At 61.2% G+C, this 18,898-nt stretch carries 17 protein-coding genes; 5 read left to right on the top strand and 12 right to left on the bottom strand.

Annotation, left to right across the window (positions count from 1 at the left end):
• Positions 1-726 precede the first annotated feature (726 nt).
• The 4 genes from ACF8EF_RS03670 to ACF8EF_RS03655 all read right to left on the bottom strand — a co-directional run bounded on the left by ACF8EF_RS03670 (position 727) and on the right by ACF8EF_RS03655 (position 2,694).
• Complete coding sequence (locus ACF8EF_RS03670) at positions 727-1,197, bottom strand: inhibitor of vertebrate lysozyme family protein (RefSeq protein ID WP_392460505.1); 471 nt, start codon at positions 1,195-1,197, stop codon at positions 727-729.
• 5 nt (positions 1,198-1,202) lie between these two features.
• On the bottom strand, positions 1,203-1,364 hold the full coding sequence (locus tag ACF8EF_RS03665; protein WP_003252966.1) for a DUF1328 domain-containing protein: 162 nt from the start codon (positions 1,362-1,364) through the stop codon (positions 1,203-1,205).
• A gap of 43 nt (positions 1,365-1,407) precedes the next feature.
• On the bottom strand, positions 1,408-1,698 hold the full coding sequence (locus tag ACF8EF_RS03660) for a hypothetical protein (RefSeq protein ID WP_176683023.1): 291 nt from the start codon (positions 1,696-1,698) through the stop codon (positions 1,408-1,410).
• A gap of 174 nt (positions 1,699-1,872) precedes the next feature.
• A complete protein-coding gene (locus ACF8EF_RS03655; RefSeq protein ID WP_392460504.1) occupies positions 1,873-2,694 on the bottom strand; it encodes a BON domain-containing protein in 822 nt (273 codons plus the stop codon).
• A gap of 210 nt (positions 2,695-2,904) precedes the next feature.
• On the opposite strand from ACF8EF_RS03655, the gene algB reads away from it, so the two are divergent.
• Both algB and ACF8EF_RS03645 read left to right on the top strand, forming a co-directional pair.
• On the top strand, positions 2,905-4,251 hold the full coding sequence (algB, locus tag ACF8EF_RS03650) for a sigma-54-dependent response regulator transcription factor AlgB (RefSeq protein WP_176683021.1): 1,347 nt from the start codon (positions 2,905-2,907) through the stop codon (positions 4,249-4,251).
• Entirely contained in the window at positions 4,248-6,029 is a 1,782-nt protein-coding gene (locus tag ACF8EF_RS03645; protein ID WP_392460502.1) for a KinB sensor domain-containing domain, read from the top strand. Before algB ends, ACF8EF_RS03645 begins: the two co-directional genes overlap by 4 nt.
• Positions 6,030-6,043: 14 nt before the next feature.
• Here ACF8EF_RS03645 and ACF8EF_RS03640 read toward each other — a convergent pair whose 3' ends face one another.
• The 7 genes from ACF8EF_RS03640 to ACF8EF_RS03610 all read right to left on the bottom strand — a co-directional run bounded on the left by ACF8EF_RS03640 (position 6,044) and on the right by ACF8EF_RS03610 (position 13,282).
• Entirely contained in the window at positions 6,044-7,642 is a 1,599-nt protein-coding gene (locus ACF8EF_RS03640; protein WP_392460501.1) for an EAL domain-containing protein, read from the bottom strand.
• 206 nt (positions 7,643-7,848) lie between these two features.
• Positions 7,849-8,637 (bottom strand): N-acetylmuramoyl-L-alanine amidase, encoded by a 789-nt coding sequence (locus ACF8EF_RS03635; protein ID WP_176683018.1) that lies wholly within the window; start codon positions 8,635-8,637, stop codon positions 7,849-7,851.
• 77 nt (positions 8,638-8,714) lie between these two features.
• Positions 8,715-10,652, bottom strand: a complete 1,938-nt coding sequence (locus tag ACF8EF_RS03630; protein WP_176683017.1) for a GGDEF domain-containing protein — start codon at positions 10,650-10,652, stop codon at positions 8,715-8,717.
• A 27-nt stretch (positions 10,653-10,679) separates the two neighbouring features.
• A complete protein-coding gene (locus ACF8EF_RS03625) occupies positions 10,680-11,534 on the bottom strand; it encodes an endonuclease/exonuclease/phosphatase family protein (protein ID WP_103443600.1) in 855 nt (284 codons plus the stop codon).
• Between the two features lie 12 nt (positions 11,535-11,546).
• Positions 11,547-12,179: a thiol:disulfide interchange protein DsbA gene (gene dsbA / locus ACF8EF_RS03620; RefSeq protein ID WP_020191156.1), complete on the bottom strand. Its 633-nt coding sequence runs from the start codon at positions 12,177-12,179 to the stop codon at positions 11,547-11,549.
• Between the two features lie 151 nt (positions 12,180-12,330).
• Positions 12,331-12,948, bottom strand: coding sequence for a cytochrome c (locus ACF8EF_RS03615; RefSeq protein WP_176683016.1), 618 nt, complete (start codon positions 12,946-12,948; stop codon positions 12,331-12,333).
• A gap of 31 nt (positions 12,949-12,979) precedes the next feature.
• Positions 12,980-13,282 (bottom strand): cytochrome c5 family protein, encoded by a 303-nt coding sequence (locus ACF8EF_RS03610; RefSeq protein WP_003252992.1) that lies wholly within the window; start codon positions 13,280-13,282, stop codon positions 12,980-12,982.
• 201 nt (positions 13,283-13,483) lie between these two features.
• On the opposite strand from ACF8EF_RS03610, the gene yihA reads away from it, so the two are divergent.
• On the top strand, positions 13,484-14,116 hold the full coding sequence (gene yihA, locus ACF8EF_RS03605; protein ID WP_003252993.1) for a ribosome biogenesis GTP-binding protein YihA/YsxC: 633 nt from the start codon (positions 13,484-13,486) through the stop codon (positions 14,114-14,116).
• 545 nt (positions 14,117-14,661) lie between these two features.
• Here the strand turns inward: yihA and polA are convergent.
• Positions 14,662-17,409 (bottom strand): DNA polymerase I, encoded by a 2,748-nt coding sequence (polA, locus tag ACF8EF_RS03600; RefSeq protein ID WP_176683015.1) that lies wholly within the window; start codon positions 17,407-17,409, stop codon positions 14,662-14,664.
• A gap of 75 nt (positions 17,410-17,484) precedes the next feature.
• Here polA and ACF8EF_RS03595 point away from each other — a divergent pair, with 75 nt between their 5' ends.
• Complete coding sequence (locus tag ACF8EF_RS03595) at positions 17,485-17,772, top strand: DUF2782 domain-containing protein (protein ID WP_176683014.1); 288 nt, start codon at positions 17,485-17,487, stop codon at positions 17,770-17,772.
• Between the two features lie 69 nt (positions 17,773-17,841).
• Positions 17,842-18,792 carry a homoserine kinase gene (locus tag ACF8EF_RS03590; RefSeq protein ID WP_176683013.1) on the top strand — a complete coding sequence of 317 codons (951 nt, stop codon included), beginning with the start codon at positions 17,842-17,844 and terminating at the stop codon, positions 18,790-18,792.
• The last annotated feature ends 106 nt before the right edge of the window (positions 18,793-18,898 follow it).

Here is an 18,898-nt window from a genome sequence, read left to right as displayed (position 1 = left end):
TGGTCATGGCACCTGGCGCAAGCACGCGTAACAGAGCCATAGGCAAGGTCACGGGCAGTAAAGGCTTCACGTCAGGCGACGTCATGTAAGGACACCGCAGGCGAGCGACAAGGCGCTCTGGCCAGCGAAAAAGGCGGCAACTATTGCGACGGCAAGGGGCGAAAGCTAATGCCTGAAACGCATGACCCATGCCGTTCACGCATACTGTTTTCGACCTAGCCGGCAGCTTCGCAAGTGCTTGATTTATAACATTCGGAATCCCGAACAAGACCAACCCGCCATTTTTCGGCAGATTTGGCGGTGCAGATAGGACACGAAAGATGGCCTGTTCGACAATCCGAATGGCAGAAATGCCACTTGTAGAAGCGCCGAGAAGTCCGAAAAAAAATTGATGTACGGTCGAGACAAAATGTGTCTCAGGGGAAAAAACGCGCAAGGGAAGCGACGTTTCCTACATGGCTCCTCGGAAGTCAGGTCTGGCAAGGCATCCCTGTGACACCGCCGACCTGAAACTTCCGATTTCGCCTTTCCTGACCCGGCCCATTACTGGAGGCACTCCCTGTACCCCTAGGCCTCTCCGATCCTGGAACAATCAGAGCAGCCCGGCCCCTTGGTCATGTGCTACCCCTCCTCGGGGCGGCGCATCATAGAAGGCTGAACTATAGAAAGCTTCAGCTTCTATTACGTGACAGTGAGTGACCTTTCATCCGTGCCGGCAATAAATGCTCAGTACCAGTTCGGGTCACGCTTGAGCTGCTCCTGCAGTATTGCCTTCATGCCGTCGTCAGGTTTGCCCAGCCAGCGGTACTGCGCATGACGGGTGGGCGACTTGTCGCTCGGCAAACCTTCGGGCACCTCCACGAGCATCCCGTAGGCATCATCCTTGTCCCAGCTGAACGCCACGATCAGCCGCTTATAGGTGCAATTGTCCTGCTTTTCGCACAGCGGACCGACCAAGTACTTGTCGCCGTCTTCCGTGACTGCAGACATCTGCTGCTGGGCACTGCCGGTCAGATTGAGCACCCACTCGGGCAGGCGTTCCTCGCCTTCGATGGTGTCCTGCCAGGTTTCCCGGTACTCCGGGTCCGAGCCGAGCAGTTGGTCGACCCGAAACTGGCCGTCATTGGCCGCCATGGCCGCCGCGCTGCCGCCCAGCAACAGGGCAGCAGCCACGGCTGAACGAAGCTTCCTGCTCATCTTCTTCAACCTCGTCCGCGGCCAAAGAAGAAGGAGGCTACAAACAACACCAGGAAGACAATGAACAGGATCTTGGCGATACCTGTCGCAGCGCCCGCGATACCACCGAAGCCCAGTACGGCGGCGACAATGGCGATGATGAGAAAAGTGATAGCCCAACTCAGCATGGTAGTTCTCCTTTCTTTTTGCGGAATCGATCCGGCCGCCAGGTCAGAAAACCCAACGTTCCTGGGGAACAACTTTTTCCAGGGTGGCCGGTGAGGCAATGGCCTGGCCAGTTGGCTGGGAGTCAGCGGCCTTGACCAAGGTGTTGGCACGAGTTGCCTGAATCTGCGTCAACAGGGCAGTCTGAGCGGCGACCTGCTCAGCCAGACGCGCCGTCTGCAAGCTGTAATAGAAGAGGCCAGCGGCCAAGGTGAGCAGCATCGCCATGCCGAGTGTCAGCATCTGGCGCAATGGCAGTGCGGCGCTCTGCGAGCGGTTGACGGATTGGCGGTTCATGCTGGCTCCTCCTGCTGTAATTTTTGTTCAAACCTGAACAGGTAATTGCAGCCTGCATGCCAGCCTTTTGATTTAAATAAAATCCTTATAAATCAATAACTTATAAAACATGCAAGCACACCACAAGGACGTATCCTGCACGATGACGCCCGTGTGGTCGTGCGAATTGCACGATCAGCCTTCAACCTTGGTTGCCACCTTCAGCAGGTCAGCATCCACTCCCCGTACACCGATGATCTGTCGGGCGATCTCCACAGCGATGGTTTTCTGCTCCGCGCTAACCACCTCGCCCGAGAGCCGCACCAAGCCTGCTTCGCTGGCCACTTTCAGGTTCAGGCCATCGAGGTTGCGACTGAAGCGATAGCTGGTCTGGATCTTGTCGATGATCCAGCTGTCGCTTGGTTGCGGCCCGGTTGGCGCCCCCGCCGGTGTTTCCCGCGCCTTGACCATGGCGGCGCTATCTAGGCTGACCAGGTTGTTGACCAAATACACGCCGTCGGTGGTACGCGCTATCACGCCCGCCAGTTCCTTGGCTTCAGCACTGTCGACCTTGCCACGCAACGTCACCACACCTTCACTGCTTTGTACTTCTATAGGTGCCTTTTCGGTGGTGCGGCTCCATAACAGACGAGCACGAATCACCGCTGCCAGGGTCACGTCCTCCAGGCGCTGGGCGTAAGCACGCAGCTCCTGCGGGCGCTCCACCAGTTGGGCATTTAGCTGCAGCCGGTTTTCCACCTGCTCGATGCCACGGGTAGCACGGGCCACGTCTCCGGCCAACTGCCGCTCGACCTCGTTCTCCACCTCACCGGAAAGCCGCGCCTGCTTGCCGTCCACTTCAACCTTGATACGAAATGAATCAAGCATGCGGTTCATTGACAAAGCGGTTTGCAGGGCGCCTTCCAGGCGGGCGTCCTGCACAGGGTCGGCGAATGCCGGGGTAACTATTGGCAGCAGGGTGGCGACCAAAACGGCTGTACGCAGGGAAAAGGGCATGACAGTGCCTCCTTCGTGGGCAAAATCTGAAAATCATCGCAACCAATGTGCCAGCGCGTGTCTCTAAGCAAATCATTGAAGAATCACGGCCTGTAAACATCGTTTGGCCATTGGCTAGCGTGCAAAGGACAGAATCCTTCAGAATTGACCATGCAACTTGCCCGATTTTTCCCACACTAAATAAAGATCTTTCCCTAAGGAGCACAGGAAATGGAATCAGCCCAGGACAACCAAGGCCGCATTCTGCTGGTGGATGACGAGTCCGCGATCCTGCGCACCTTCCGCTACTGCCTGGAAGACGAGGGCTACAGCGTGGCCACCGCCAACAGCGCCGCACAGGCGGAAACCCTGCTGCAGCGCCAGGTGTTCGATCTGTGCTTCCTCGATTTGCGCCTGGGTGAAGACAATGGCCTCGATGTGCTTGCACAGATGCGCATCCAGGCCCCGTGGATGCGGGTGGTGATCGTCACCGCGCACTCGGCGATCGACACCGCAGTAGACGCCATACAGGCCGGCGCTGCCGACTACCTGGTCAAACCGTGCAGCCCCGACCAGTTGCGCCTGGCCACCGCCAAGCAACTGGAGGTGCGCCAGCTTTCTGCGCGCCTGGAAGCCTTGGAAGGTGAAGTACGCAAGCCCAAGGACGGCCTGGATTCCCATAGCCCGGCCATGATGTCGGTGCTTGAAACTGCCCGCCAAGTCGCCATCACCGACGCCAACATCCTCATCCTTGGCGAATCGGGTACCGGCAAGGGCGAGCTGGCTCGGGCCATCCATGGCTGGAGCAAGCGTGCACGCAAAGCCTGTGTGACCATCAACTGCCCGTCGCTTAACGCCGAGCTGATGGAAAGCGAGCTATTCGGCCATACCCGCGGCGCCTTCACCGGCGCCAGCGAAAGCACCCTGGGACGGGTGAACCAGGCTGACGGGGGCACACTATTCCTCGACGAGATCGGCGATTTCCCGCTGACCTTGCAGCCCAAACTGCTGCGTTTCATCCAGGACAAGGAATACGAACGCGTCGGAGACCCGGTTACCCGACGTGCCGATGTGCGTATCCTGGCTGCCACCAACCTCAACCTCGAAGAGATGGTGCGCGAAAGCCGCTTCCGCGAAGACCTGCTATATCGCTTGAACGTGATTACCCTGCACCTGCCCCCGCTGCGCGAGCGCAGCGAAGACATCCTCATCCTGGCCGACCGCTTCCTCGCCCGTTTCGTCAAGGAGTACTCCCGACCCGCGCGCGGTTTCAGTGACGAGGCGCGCACCGCCCTGCTCAACTACCGCTGGCCTGGCAACATTCGCGAACTGCGCAACGTAGTGGAACGGGCCAGCATCATCTGCCCGCAGGAACGCGTGGAAATCAGCCACCTGGGCATGGGTGAACAACCCGCCGGCAATGCCCCACGCGTAGGTGCGGCGCTTAGCCTGGATGAGCTGGAACGTGCCCATATCGGTGCCGTACTGGCTGCCAGCGATACCCTCGACCAAGCCGCCAAGACCTTGGGCATCGATGCTTCTACCCTGTACCGCAAGCGCAAGCAGTACAACCTATGAAGTGGCCGCCCATGAAGCTGCGCACGCGGCTTTTCCTCAGCATCTCGGCGCTCGTCACCGTGGCGTTGCTAGGGCTGTTGCTGGGCCTGGTCAGCATGCTGCAGATGGCGACAGTGCAACAGCGACTGGTGCGTGATACCACCCACGTCCTGGAGGTGGGGCTTAAGCTGCGCCAGAACCTGGGCGAACAGCTGATGCTTATTCTCGATGAGGACACTGCCCCGGAAAGCCTGCGGCTGCTGCAGGAAAACTTCCAGGACCTGCTCAACCAGGGGCTGGAGCAAGGCGGTGAGCGCACGGGTTTCAGCAAGGCCAGCAGCAATTACCAGGCCTTCCTCCAGACCTATCGCGGCAGCGCCACACCCGCTCGCAGCATGGGTGCCGATCAGCCGCTAGGGGCCGCGTTCAACCAGGTGCGCACCGACCTCATCGATTCTCACAAACAGGCACTGGACCAGATTACCCGTAGCGAGGAACGCACCCGTGACCGTGCCTTGCTGGTCAGTGGTGTACTCGGCCTGATGGGGCTGGTGGTGCTGGTACTGGGCTTTATCACCGCGCACAACATCGCCCGGCGTATCGGCCAGCCGATCGAAGCCTTGGCCAAGGCGGCCGACCAACTGGGCAAGGGCAATTTCGACGTTACCTTGCCTGTCACCCAGGCCGCCGAGCTTAACCAGCTGACCCGCAGCTTTGGTCTGATGGCCGATGCCTTGCGCAAGCACCAGGCCACCAACGTTGACGAGCTGCTGGCCGGCCAGCAGCGACTACAGGCCGTACTCGACAGCATCGACGACGGCCTGCTGATCATCGACCGCCAGGGTCGCCTCGAGCACCTCAACCCAGTGGCGCAGCGCCAGCTGGCCTGGAATGACAGCCGCGTGGGCAGCAGCCTGGTCGAAGCCTTGCAGCGACCCGAGCTTGAGCAACAACTACGCCAGGTTCTGCGCGGGGGCAGCCTCGACCGCCCACCGGACGACCTGAACATGGAGGTCGATGAAGAGTCACGTCTACTCACCTACAGCCTGACCCCGGTCAGCCACCCGCAGGGGCCAATCCTCGGCGCGGTGATGGTCCTGCACGATGTGACCGAGCAAAGGGCATTCGAACGGGTGCGCAGCGAATTCGTGCTGCGCGCATCCCACGAACTGCGTACCCCGGTGACCGGCATGCACATGGCCTTCGGCCTGCTGCGCGAGCGGGTCAAGTTCCCGCCCGAGGCCCGCGAGTACGACCTGCTGGAGACCATCGGCGAAGAAATGCAGCGCCTGACCCAACTGATCAACGACCTGCTCAACTTCTCCCGTTATCAGAGCGGGTTGCAAAAGCTCGAGCTGGCCCCCTGTGCCATCGACGAACTGCTGGAGCACGCGCAATTGCGTTTTGCCGAACAGGCTGCGCACAAGCAGATCGAGCTGATAAAGGAACTGGACCTGCCGCTACCGCGCATCCAGGCCGACGTCGCCCAGCTGGACCGTGTGCTGGACAACCTGCTGCACAACGCCATTCGCCATACCGCCAACGGCGGGCGCATACGCCTGCATGCCCGACGGCACGCAGAACGGGTGATCATCAGCGTCGAGGACAACGGCGAGGGCATTTCCTATGGGCAGCAAGGCCGTATCTTCGAGCCTTTCGTGCAGGTAGGGCGCAAGAAAGGCGGCGCTGGGCTGGGGCTGGCGCTGTGCAAGGAGATTGTGCAGCTGCACGGAGGTCGCATGGGCGTGTTTTCCCGGCCGGGGCAGGGGACCCAGTTCTACATGGCACTGCCGGTCTGACTGCTTTACCGCGCCTACAGCCGCCGCGGCAGGTGTCCGCGAGTCACCAACTCGGCAAACTGCCGGGCGTTCAACGGCCGGGCAAACAGCCAGCCCTGGCCATAATTGACCCCCTCGCTGTTCAGCAGCTCCGCTTGGTCCTCGAACTCGATACCTTCGGCAATTACCCGCAGGTGCAAGTCATGGGCCATGCGGATGATATGCGGGGCCACACCGCTACTGGCGGCATCGTGGCCCAAAGCGTCGATGAATGCCTTGTCGATCTTCAGGCAGTCCACTGGCAGGGTTTGCAGGTAGGCCAGGCTGCAATAACCGGTACCGAAATCGTCAATCAGCACCTGGTGCCCCACAGCGCGCAGCGCCTGCAGGTTGTCACGGGCGACCACCACGTCGATCAGGCCGCGCTCGGTCACCTCGAAGGCAATCTGGCTGGGTGCCACTCGATGCAAGGCCAACAAGCGCGCCGCCACCCGGCCAATACGTGGCACCATGACATCGCAGGCCGCCAGGTTTATCGATATGTATAGCTTGGGGTGCGAGCGCAGTAGCTGTCCTAGCTGTTCAAGCACACGCTGCAGGACAAAGTCGGTGATCTGGCGAATCTGCCCGGTATTTTCCGCCAGCGGGATGAACAGGTCCGGGCTGGTCAGGGTGCCGTCCGGGCGACGCCAGCGCACCAAGGCCTCGGCGCCCACACAGCGCCGGCTGTCGAGCTCGATGATTGGCTGGTAGAGCACCTGCAGCTCTCCACGACGCAAGGCATTCTGCAACTCTGAGCTCATCGACCGCCGTTGCAAAATCAACTGGAGTACCAACCAACCGATGCAGCAGGCCGCCAGCACGCTACCGGGGAACAGCAACCAGAGCATGCCGTTCATCCTCAGCGGCAGACTGGCCCTGGGGGCGATCAACACCAACTGGTAATCCGGCGACTTGGTCGGCATTCGGTAGATCAGCCGGTCGCTGAGTTCCAGTAGCGACTTGTGGCTGGTCGACCAGGCCGAGGGCGGTGGCCAAACCTGTGGCGGGCCGAGCACCGGAATGGCCCGGGCGCCGTTGTCCAGCACCACCACCAGGCTGCCGCCCGGGGGCAGGTCCACCACATCGGTCAAATGCCCACGGGAGGTGGAAACCAGAAACTTGCCACGGCCCAGCATCAGTGCTGCCAGGTTCTCGTTCGGCTCGGTGGTGGTGTTAAGCCAGTAGCTGTACGTCGGCCCCTGGATATCTGGCGCCCGCAGGGGAACGAACGCTCGCTCATCACCGCGGTTGGAGCAGGCAACATTGCCATCCACATAAGCCGCTTCATAGATGAACCGCGAGTTCAGGCCAACTTGCTGCAAGGCTGCCAGCATCGCCGGGCTGCAGCCGCGCAAGGGTTGGGCCTGCAACAAGTCGACCCCTTCGCGCAACTGGCCGAACACCTGTTCGAGCCGGTCCAGAAAACGCTCGCCCTGGGCATTCATCTGTTCGCTTTCGCTTTGCTTCATTTGTTGCAGGGCAATGCCGATGCTGGCAGAGAGCAACACCGCGGCGCTGGCCAGCGCTGCCAAAGTGGCCAGCATCCAGGGACGGTAAAAAATTTGGCGCAGCAAGGCGAAGAAGGCTGACATCAAAGGCATCCAGTTGATAACAAAGGTATAGCAACTGAATCGATAATCACCCTCACCGTTTGGCGCTTCGCTGCAATCCACCCACACTCTTTATAGAAGCAGCCTTGTGGCTGCGGTGAGACCGTTAAAGTCAATACAATTGCGTCGACTAAAAACGCCTCTTCGCAGCGCAAGGCTGCTGCAACAAGTACCCCGCCCGCCGTGACTCAACGCATGCGATTAAGTACCTGCAGCATCGCCGCTGTCTGCGCATCCGGCATACCGTCGAAACGCTGCGGGCGGAAGCGCATCTGGAACGCGGCGATCACATGGCGTGTGGCTACATCCAGCACGCCGGTCTGATCGATCTGATAGCCAAACCGTGCCAGCTCCTGCTGGTACCAGCCAACGCTTGGCGGGTTGACGCTGAAGTAGGCCTGCTGCCGTGCCACGGCGCTGGCATCCGGCCAGACACCCAGCCCGGCATCGGCCAGGCGCTTCCACGGGAACAATGGTCCCGGGTCCAGCTTGCGCAGCGGGGCGATGTCACTGTGGCCGATGATATGGCGTGGTTCGATGTTGTTGCGTTTGACAATGTCCTTGAGCAGCGCGATCAGCGACTGGATCTGCGCCTCGCTGTAAGGGTGCCAGACCCGGCCGTTCGGGGTATCGGTGAAGCCCGGGTTGACGATCTCGATACCAATGGACGAAGAGTTCAGCCAGGTGCGCCCCTGCCACTGGCTATCACCGGCATGCCAGGCACGACGGTTTTCATCCACCAGTTGATACACCGTGGCCGGGCCATCGCCGATCAGATAATGGCTGCTGACCTCACCATGGGTAAGCAGCGCCAGGGACCGCTCCAGCGAAGCATTGGTGTAATGCAGGACAACGAACTGGATGCGGTTGTCCTGATTGGCAGAAGGATGACTGCGGTCGATGCGCAGGCCCGTCGAGCAACCGGCGACAGACAACAGCAATAAGGAAATCAGGGTTTTTTTTAGCGTGGAAAGCACGTCAGTGGCCTCAGCGTATGAGCGCTACAGTATAACGTGCTCAACTGCGCTGCGCCTGCCGAGGAGACGGCGGCTGGCTAGCCCTGCTCGACGCGATTACGCCCTTGCTCCTTTGCCCGGTACAGCGCTGCATCGGCTCGTTTGAGCACCTGGTCGCTGCGATCGCCAGAACGGAACGCGCCCAGGCCAATGGAGGTGGTGATCACCACCCGCTCACCCTTGAAGTGGAATGGGCAGGCTTCGACTGTGGCGCGCAACCCCTCGGCCATTTGCGCGGCGACTGCCGGCGTGGTCTGCGGCAGCAGCAGGACGAATTCCTCGCCGCCAAAACGGGCAATGAAATCACGGCCCCGTAGACGCTTGCGCAACTGGTCGGCAACGATCTTGAGGACCTTGTCCCCAGCCAGATGCCCATAGTTGTCGTTGATGCGCTTGAAATGGTCCAGGTCAAGAATCGCCATCGCCAGGTGGCCGCCGTTTTCCTTCCAGTCGAGCATTTCGCGTTCCACTCGCTCGCTCCAGGCCGCACGGTTGGGCAGGCCGGTGAGCGGGTCCAGCAGGGCTTTCTGGCGCTGCTCTTCCAGGTGCTCGCGATAGCCAAGCGCCTCATGCTCCATACTCGCCACCCGCTCCGACAAGCCTTGCAGGCGACCGGCCAGTTCCTGCTCGCGGCGGTCACGCTCGTGCTTGTGCTCGTCCATGGTCACCAGCAAACCTTCCAGACGGTTTTCCAGAATGTGCTTGAGGCTTTCTACATCGGCGGCACCTTGCACACTGCTCTGCAGGCCGTCGACGTGCTCACGCAGTTGGCTATCCAGCTCGCGGGCAGCGGTACTGTTGTCCGCGTGGCCGGCGCTGGCTTCGTGCAGATGGCTCTGGAAACCTTCCAGGCGTTCATTGAGCTGCTGCAGGTAGGTTTCGAATTCGTGCTGGCCGCTGTCGGTGATCGCCAGCATGAGTACTGCCAAGTCATCCAGCACCGGGATCAGCTCATACCAGTTCAAGCCGCGGGCAACCCGCTCGCGCATTTCCAGCGCCTGAGCCTTGTGTCGCTCGGGTAGGCTGAGGTCATCGAGCAGACCGATCAGGGTCTGCTCGATGTGCGCGGCAACCTGGCTGTAAGGCGGCTCCACTGCGTAGGGCAGTGCATAGGGGCCGTCTTCACCAAAGGTTTCTTCAAGAGTTTGTAAGGGTTCTGCCTCAGCCAACGGCTCGCTGGCGGCAACTGCAGCATCCGCCACTGGGGCCTTATCCTGTGGCAAAGGGGCTGGCGGTATTTCGGCCGTTTCGATCAGCGCCGGGCCAAATGCCTCCAGCTCAAGCTCGGGCGCTTCGGCTACCTCGGCAGCCAGAGCAGCAGGGGCCGGCAGCGGTTGTAGCGCATCGACGTCATCGGGCCGCAAGGGCTCGGTACTGCCGGCTGTATGGGGCACAATCTCGGCAGCAGGCAACGCTACCGGCGCAAGCGCTGCTCCTGCCTGTGCATCTTCCTCGCGGCTTCCGAACAACCGCTGCAGAAAACCTGGTCGGGCTTCTTCACCCGGCTTGCCAAGGGCCGACAGCGCGCGCCCCTGCAGGCCGCTCAACTCGCTCAACAGCGGCGGTAGCTCGCGTGACTGGGCAACCCCACCGTCAAGCTTCTTCGCCAGCTTTTTCAATGACCGCGAGATATCGCTGGGTAGCGGGAGGCCTTGCAGTTGGCCAACCAGTGCGGTCAGCGCATCGCTGACCTGATTCATGCGGGTCTCGCGACGCTGTTCGGAGTCCAGTACCGCTTTCTCAAGGCGCGGAATCAAGCCGGCGAGGCCGGCGTCCATGTTGCGGCTGCGAATGACGTCGCGCATTTCTTTCATGCACTCGTCTACCACCTTGTCGCTGCCTTCAGCAGCCAGGGTGCTGCGCACCAGGCCCCGACGCAGCAGGTCAAGACGGGCATCCCAACGGCGTTCGAGCTTTTCTTGCTGCTCGATGCTTTTAAGGTATTTTTCTTTCCAGCGCTCAGCGTCTTCAGTCATGCCCGGGTCCGCAAACGGTGATGGCAATTAGCTCAAAACCGGCAGCGTATCCACAGTCAATGCATCAGGCAATCGAATCTCGACTGCAACGGGAAGGTGGTCCGAAATTGGCTGCGCCAGCACCTCGACACGCTCCAGCGTGAGGCTTGAACTGAGCAGAATATGATCAAGACAACGCTGCGGTCGCCAACTGGGGAAGGTGGCCTCGACTTGTGGGGCGACCAGCCCCAGGTCGCGCAGCGGCGAGTGCTCCAGCAGGTCGGTAGCGTGGGTGTTCATATCCCCCATCAGCACCTGGTGACGATAACCGCCAATCAGCTCGCGGATATAACCCAGCTGCAGGGCGCGGGTCTTGGCCCCCAATGCCAGGTGCATCATCACCACTATCAGCGCATCGTCGCCTTCGCCAAACCGCACCAGGATCGCTCCACGCCCGGCCGGGCCAGGCAACGGATGGTCTTCGAGCAGTTGCGGTTTCAGGCGGCTGAGCACGCCGTTGCTGTGCTGGGCAAAACGCCCAAGATTGCGGTTGAGCTGCTGATACCAATAGGGGAAAGCCCCCAAGTGGGCCAAGTGTTCGACCTGGTTGACGTAGCCCGAGCGCAGGCTGCCACCATCGGCTTCCTGCAGGGCAACCAGGTCGAAGTCGCCCAACAGCCTGCCGATTTTCTGCAGGTTGCCGGCACGCCCGTTATGCGGCAGCAGGTGCTGCCAGCTACGCGTCAGGTAATGGCGGTAGCGCTCGGTGCTTATGCCCACCTGGATGTTGAAACTGAGCAGCCGCAGGCGGCCATCCTCAGGCAGGCCCGGGGCCTGCAGGTGATGTTCGTTGACCTGCGGCTCGTGCAGGCCAATGCCACGCGTAGCTCTGAAGCGGGGCATGGGTTATGCCGCCTACTTGGCGGCGCGCTCCTTGTCGATCAGCTGGTCGGCGACATTCAGCACGCCTTCCGGTCCGCCGGCAGTACCCAGGTCGAAGCGGTACTTACCGTTGACGACCAGGCTCGGTACGCCAGTGATTTCATACTTCTTCGCCAGTTCCTTGGCCTGTTTGACCTGGCCCTTGATGGCGAACGAGTCGAAGGTGGCGAGGAACTTGTCCTTGTCCACGCCTTGAGTGGCGAGGAAGTCGGCCATGTCGTTCTTGTCGGTCAGGCGTTTGTGCTGGTTCTGAATGGCATCGAACACCGCAGCATGCACCTTGTGCTCGACGCCCATGGCTTCTAGGGTCAGGAACATCTGGCCGTGTGCATCCCACGGGCCACCGAACATGGCCGGTACGCGCTTGAAGTTGACGTCCTTGGGCAGCTTTTCAGCCCAAGGATTGATGGTCGGCTCGAAGTGGTAGCAGTGCGGGCAGCCGTACCAGAACAGCTCGACGACTTCGATCTTGCCGGGCACGGAAACCGGAACAGGGTTGCTCAGCTCGATGTATTCCTTGCCAGCAACAGGCTCGGCGGCCTGAACGGCAGTCATACCGAATACGCTGGCGGCGACCAGCGCAGCGCTGAGAATCAGTTTACGCATGCTTTACTCCTGAGCAGTCATGGGTCGCCACGACGCGACCTGTACTGAGACAGGTCGGGAAGGGCTCGAGTTCTGTAGTGTAACGGCTGCGGACGGAAAAAAGGGCAGCCCGGCCGCCCTTTCATCATTGGCCTACAACATTAACCGAAGGTTAATGCAGGCCCTGAATGTAGCTGGCCAACGCTTCGATGTCGTGGTTGCTCAGCTTGCCAGCGATGGTGCGCATGGTCATGGCATCGCCATCGTTGGTGCGGTTGCCTTCGCGGAAGTCAGTGAGCTGCTTGGCCACGTACTGCGAGTGCTGCCCGCTCAGGTGCGGGAAGCCGGCCAGGGCGATGCCCGCGCCGTTAGGCGAGTGACAGCCAGTGCAGGCCGGCATGCCCTTCTCCAGGTCGCCGCCGTTGAACAGCGCACGGCCGCGCTCGACCAGCTTGGGATCGGCGGCACCCACGCTGCCTTTCTGGCTGGAGAAGTAGGCGGCGATATCGGCCAGGTCCTGGTCGCTGAATGCGGTCAGCATGCCGGTCATTTCCAGCACGGTACGCTTGCCCGACTTGATATCGTGCAGTTGTTTTTCGAGATAGCGCTGGCCTTGGCCAGCCAGTTTCGGGAAGTTCGGTGCCAGGCTGTTGCCGTCGGGATTGTGGCAGGCGCCACAGACGGCGGTCTTGGCCTGGCCAGCGGCGGCATCGCCTTTGATAGGTTGCGCAGCAGTGGCCGCACCAGCGACACCCAAGGTCAACAGCAGACTCACGACTAGTTTGTTCATCAGCTAATCCAACACGGCTAAGGGTGAAATGTTATGTATCGGGACTGCCGCTCATCCAAAGGATGACCAAACGGTAGTCCTCGGCACTGCAGTCCATGCACAATCCACGCGGCGGCATAGCCTTGAAACCCTGGGTCACGTGCTTCACCAGTACATCCATGCCTTGCGCCAGCCTTGGCTCCCAAGCTGCCCGGTCACCCCGTCTGGGTGCCTGTGGCAACTGCCCGGTGTGACAGGCCGCACACGTGCGGTTGTACAACACCTCGGGATCCTGTGTAGCCTGTGCGCTGAAAAACGGCAGGAACATACCGACAGCAAGCAGCCATTTCGCCATGCGGAACGACCTTCAGGGTTGGGGGCCGCGCTGCGTTCTGTTGCGCGAGCTATTGTTCGACACCCCATGCCCGTTCTCCTTCGCTGGGAGAATGAGCACACAAAAACTGGGGCATTATATACTTCCGCCATCCAAACGGAAACGACACCGCTTGCCAGGCTTGGCTCTACAAAGTCAGGCAACACCCACATCGGATATCCCATGCAAGTCAAGAACCCCATCCTCGGCCTCTGCCAGAAAGCCAAATTCGCCCTCAGCGCAGCCAAGGTCGAACAATGCCCGGACGACCAGGGTTACGAGGTGGCTTTTGCCGGCCGTTCCAACGCCGGCAAATCCAGCGCCCTCAATACCCTGACTCATGCCAGCCTGGCGCGTACCTCGAAAACTCCCGGGCGCACCCAGCTGTTGAATTTCTTCAGTCTGGACGATGAACGGCGTTTGGTCGACCTGCCGGGCTATGGTTATGCAAAAGTCCCGATTCCGCTCAAGCAGCACTGGCAGAAACACCTGGAAGCCTACCTGGGCAGCCGTGAGTGCCTGCGTGGCGTGATCCTGATGATGGACGTGCGTCACCCGATGACCGACTTCGACAAGATGATGCTCGACTGGGCCAAGGCCAGCAGCATGCCGATGCACATCCTGCTGACCAAGGCCGACAAGCTGACCCACGGCGCGGGCAAGAACACACTGCTGAAAGTGCAGTCGGAAATCCGCAAGGGCTGGGGGGATGGCGTTACTATCCAGCTGTTCTCGGCACCCAAGCGCCTGGGCGTGGAAGACGCCTACCGAGTGCTGGCGGACTGGATGGAACTGGAAGACAAGCCGGTCATTTGATGCTTTGCGCCTGAACCGTAGGAGCGGGTTTACCCGCGAAAGGGCCGGGCCTGCTCTCCACCCGCCGTTCATCGTTGCCGCCACTACCGTATTCGCGGGTAAACCCGCTCCTACACCTGATCGGGGTTGGACACGCTTTGGTGATTGGGCGCAGGCCCTTGTAGGAGCGGGTTTACCCGCGAATGCAGCGGTGAATTCGACATCGCATTCGCGGGTAAACCCGCTCCTACGGGGGCTCAGTACAAGCCATCCGGCAAATTCCGGGCAAAAAAAACCCCGGACTTCGTATGGGGAGGGGGAAGTTCGGGGTCCAAGTCCGGACCGCTAGGGCGGGGTCCAGATATCTGCCAACACTTAACACAACATAGGAGCATCGAAGGGCTTCACCAGCCATTCAGTTACTCTGAGTTCCGCTTCACCGGTTTAGTTCCGAAACCCATAAAACTATTTGCGATAGTTTCATGAAACTTAAGCACCCCCGGCACTGAGCGGTGCACGGATCCGCGTCACTACGTCGCAGATCCTACACAGTTTTACCTGCTCAATCAGTGAGCTTCGTCCCAATTCGCACCAACGCCTGCTTCGACAAGCAGCGGCACATCCAGCTGGGCGGCCTGACTCATGTGCTGGCGAATTTCATCTCTCACCTGCTGCACCAGGTCCTCGCGTACCTCAAGCACCAGTTCGTCGTGCACCTGCAGGATCACCCGGGCATCCAGCCCGCTCTCGCTCAACCAGTTATCCACTTTGACCATGGCCCGCTTGATGATGTCGGCAGCAGTACCCTGCATCGGCGCGTTGATCGCCGTGCGCTCGGCGCCCTTGCGCAGGGCAGGGTTCTTGGCATTGATGTCAGGCAGGTACAGCCGGCGGCCAAACAGGGTTTCGACAAAGCCTTGTTCGGCCGCCTGGGCACGAGTGCGCTCCATATAGGCCAGCACGCCGGGGTAACGGGCAAAATAGCGGTCGATGTAGTCCTGCGACTGCTTGCGGTCGACGCCGATCTGCTTGGCCAGGCCAAAGGCACTCATGCCGTAGATCAAGCCGAAGTTGATAGCCTTTGCACTGCGGCGCTGGTCGGTAGTGACGTCTTCCAGGGCCACACCGAACACTTCGGCTGCCGTGGCGCGGTGCACGTCCAAGTCGTTGCGGAAGGCATGCAGCAAGCCTTCGTCCTTGGCCAGATGGGCCATGATGCGCAGCTCGATCTGTGAATAGTCTGCCGCCAGCAGCTTGTAACCCGGGCTGGCGACGAAGGCCTGGCGGATACGCCGGCCTTCAGCGGTGCGGATCGGGATGTTCTGCAGGTTCGGGTCGCTCGACGACAACCGGCCGGTGGCCGCCACGGCCTGCTGGTAGGAGGTATGGATACGCCCGGTGCGCGGGTTGATCTGCCCCGGTAACTTGTCGGTATAGGTGCTCTTGAGCTTGCTCAGGCTGCGGTACTGCATCAGCACCTCTGGCAGCGGATAACCTTGCTCGGCCAGTTCGTCGAGCACTGCTTCGGCGGTGGATGGCTGGCCCTTGGCAGTCTTGCTCAGCACCGGCATGCCCAGCTTGTCGTAAAGGATCGCGCCCAGCTGCTTGGGCGAGCCGAGGTTGAACGCCTCACCGGCGAGCTCGTAGGCACGCAGCTCAAGCTCAGCCATCTTAACGCCCAGCTCACCGCTCTGTACCTTCAACAGCTCGGCATCGACCAGTGCACCCTGGCGCTCGATCCTGGCCAGCACCGGCACCAGCGGCATCTCGATATCCATCAGCACCGGTTGCACGCTCGGCGTTTGTGCCAGGCGGGCCTGCAATGCGTGGTGCAGGCGCAGGGTGATATCGGCGTCTTCGGCGGCGTAGGGGCCGGCCTTGTCCAGGTTGATCTGGTTGAAGGTAAGCTGCTTGGCACCCTTACCGGCGATGTCCTCGAAGGCAATCGTGGTGTGGTCGAGGTACTTCTGCGCCAGGCTGTCCATGTCATGACGGGTGGCGGTGGAGTTCAGCACGTACGACTCGAGCATGGTGTCGTAGGCCACACCGCGCATCTCGATGGCGGGGGAGCCATTGGCGAGGATGTTGATGTCGTACTTGGCGTTCTGCCCGACCTTGGCCTTGGCCGGGTCCTCCAGCAGTGGTTTCAGCGCCAGCAGCACGGCCTCGCGGTCCAGCTGGACCGGCGCGCCTTCGTAATCGTGGGCCAGCGGCACATAGGCCGCTTCATGCGGCTCGACTGCGAAGGACAGGCCGACCAACTGCGCCTGCTGGGCGTCCAGGCCGGTGGTCTCGGTGTCGAAGGCAAACAGCGGTGCCTGGCGCAGCTTCTCCAGCCAGGCATCGAAACGGGCCTGGTCGAGAATGGTTTCGTATTTGGGCTCGACCTTGGCCGCAGGCTCCACGGCCGGGGCAACATCGTCACCGGCCTTGGCCGCATCGCGCTGCACTTCGGCGACCCAGCTCTTGAACTCCATCTCGGTGTACAACGCCAGCAGCGCCTCGCGGTCAGGTTCACCGCACACCAGCGCCTCGACCTCCACATCCAGCGGCACGTCAACCTTGATGGTGGCCAGTTCGTAGGACAGGAATGCCGCGTCGCGGTGCTCCTCCAGCTTGGCCGGCAAGGTCTTGGCGCCGCGAATGGCCAGCGCTGGCACTTTGTCCAGGTTGGCGTAAAGGTCGCTGAGACCGCCGCCGATGCCGGTCAACAGCCCCACCGCCGTTTTTTCGCCCACGCCCGGCACGCCGGGGATGTTGTCGACCTTGTCACCCATCAGGGCCAGGAAGTCGATAATGTGTTCCGGGCCGACGCCGAATTTCTCGTGCACGCCAGCCACGTCCAGCACGCTTCCGGTCATGGTGTTGACCAAGGTAATGTGCCCGTCCACCAATTGCGCCATGTCCTTGTCGCCGGTCGAGATGATCACCGGGCGACCCAGGGCGGCGCTGCTGCGCGCCAGGGTGCCGATCACGTCGTCAGCCTCGACACCCTCCACGCACAGCAGCGGGTAGCCCAGTGCCTTGACGCTGGCGTGCAGCGGCTCGATCTGTACCCGCAGGTCGTCCGGCATGCTGGGGCGGTTGGCCTTGTACTCGGCGAACATGGCATCGCGGAAGGTGCCGCCCTTGGCGTCGAACACCACGGCGAACAGGCTGTCGGGGTATTGCTTGCGCAAGCTCTTGAGCATGTTCAGCACACCCTTCACCGCACCGGTCGGCATGCCCTTGGACGTGGTCAGCGGTGGCAGCGCGTGGAAGGCGCGATAAAGGTAGGAGGAACCGTCCACCAGGACGAGGGGCGCTTGGCTCATGAGCAGAATCAACCTTTTCGACGGGTCCGGCGCTAGAATAGCCAGAATCATTGACGACAAAGGGACTAGGTTATCATGCGCACACTCAATCGCCTGTTACTGCTCGGCCTGTTGGCAACCACGCCTGTCGTCACCCTGGCGGCGGACGACGCCCCCTCGGCCGATCCCGAGGTGACCATTCGCACGGAAGGCGATAGAACCATCCAGGAATACCGGCAGAACGGCTTCCTGTATGCGATCAAGATCACGCCGAAAAACGGCAAGCCTTATTTTCTGGTACGCGCCGATGGCACTGATGCCAATTTCATTCGATCCGACCAGCCGGACATGCTGATTCCGTCCTGGAAGATCTTCGAGTGGTAAGCTGACGCGCACCGTTCACATCAACCCGGCACTTCCCGGCGGAAGTGCCCGTATGGGCAATTTTTCATCATGTCAGTCTTCACCCCCGTGACCCGGCCTGAGCTGGAAACCTTTCTGGCGCCGTACGAGCTGGGCCGTCTGCTCGACTTCCAGGGCATTGCCGCCGGTACCGAGAACAGCAATTTCTTCGTCAGCCTCGAACAGGGGGAGTTCGTCCTGACGCTGATCGAGCGTGGGCCCAGCGAGGACATGCCGTTCTTCATCGAGCTGCTCGACACCCTGCACGCCGCCGACATGCCGGTGCCCTATGCCATTCGTGACCGCGACGGCAACGGCCTGCGCGAGCTGTGCGGCAAGCCGGCATTGCTGCAGCCCAGGCTGTCGGGCAAGCACATCAAGGCCCCCAACAACCAGCACTGCGCCCAGGTCGGCGAGCTACTGGCACACATTCACCTGGCCACCCGCGAGCACATCATCGAGCGCCGCACCGACCGCGGTCTGGACTGGATGCTGGCCTCGGGTGCCGAGCTACTGCCACGCCTGACTGCAGAGCAAGCCGCATTGCTGCAGCCGGCGCTGGACGAAATCAGCGCACACAAGGCGCAGATTCTGGCCTTGCCGCGGGCCAACCTGCATGCCGACCTGTTCCGCGACAATGTGATGTTCGAAGGCACCCACCTGACCGGTGTGATCGACTTCTACAATGCCTGCTCCGGGCCGATGCTGTATGACATCGCCATCACCGTGAACGACTGGTGCCTGGATGAGCAGGGGGCAGTAGATGCACCACGCGCCCAGGCGCTGCTGGCAGCCTATGCGGCGCTGCGGCCGTTCACTGCAGCCGAAGCCGAGCTGTGGCCGGAAATGTTGCGGGTAGGCTGCGTGCGTTTCTGGCTGTCGCGCCTGATTGCGGCCGAGTCGTTTGCCGGAATGGATGTGATGATCCACGATCCGAGCGAGTTCGAAGTACGTCTGGCGCAACGCCAGCAGGTGGCTTTGCACCTGCCGTTTGCGCTGTAGACCGCGTCTGCTTCTTCGCGCTTGAACCCGCTCCTACAGGGATAGCGACAGCCTTGAGGGCTGTGCAGTACCTGTGGAAGCGGGTTCACCCGCGAAGGAGCCGGTA

Source organism: Pseudomonas sp. zjy_15 (genome assembly GCF_043101865.1).
Lineage (GTDB): Bacteria > Pseudomonadota > Gammaproteobacteria > Pseudomonadales > Pseudomonadaceae > Aquipseudomonas > Aquipseudomonas putida_Y.
The sequence above is the reverse complement of the archived record's forward strand: the minus strand, read 5'-3'. Positions and strand labels throughout refer to the sequence as shown.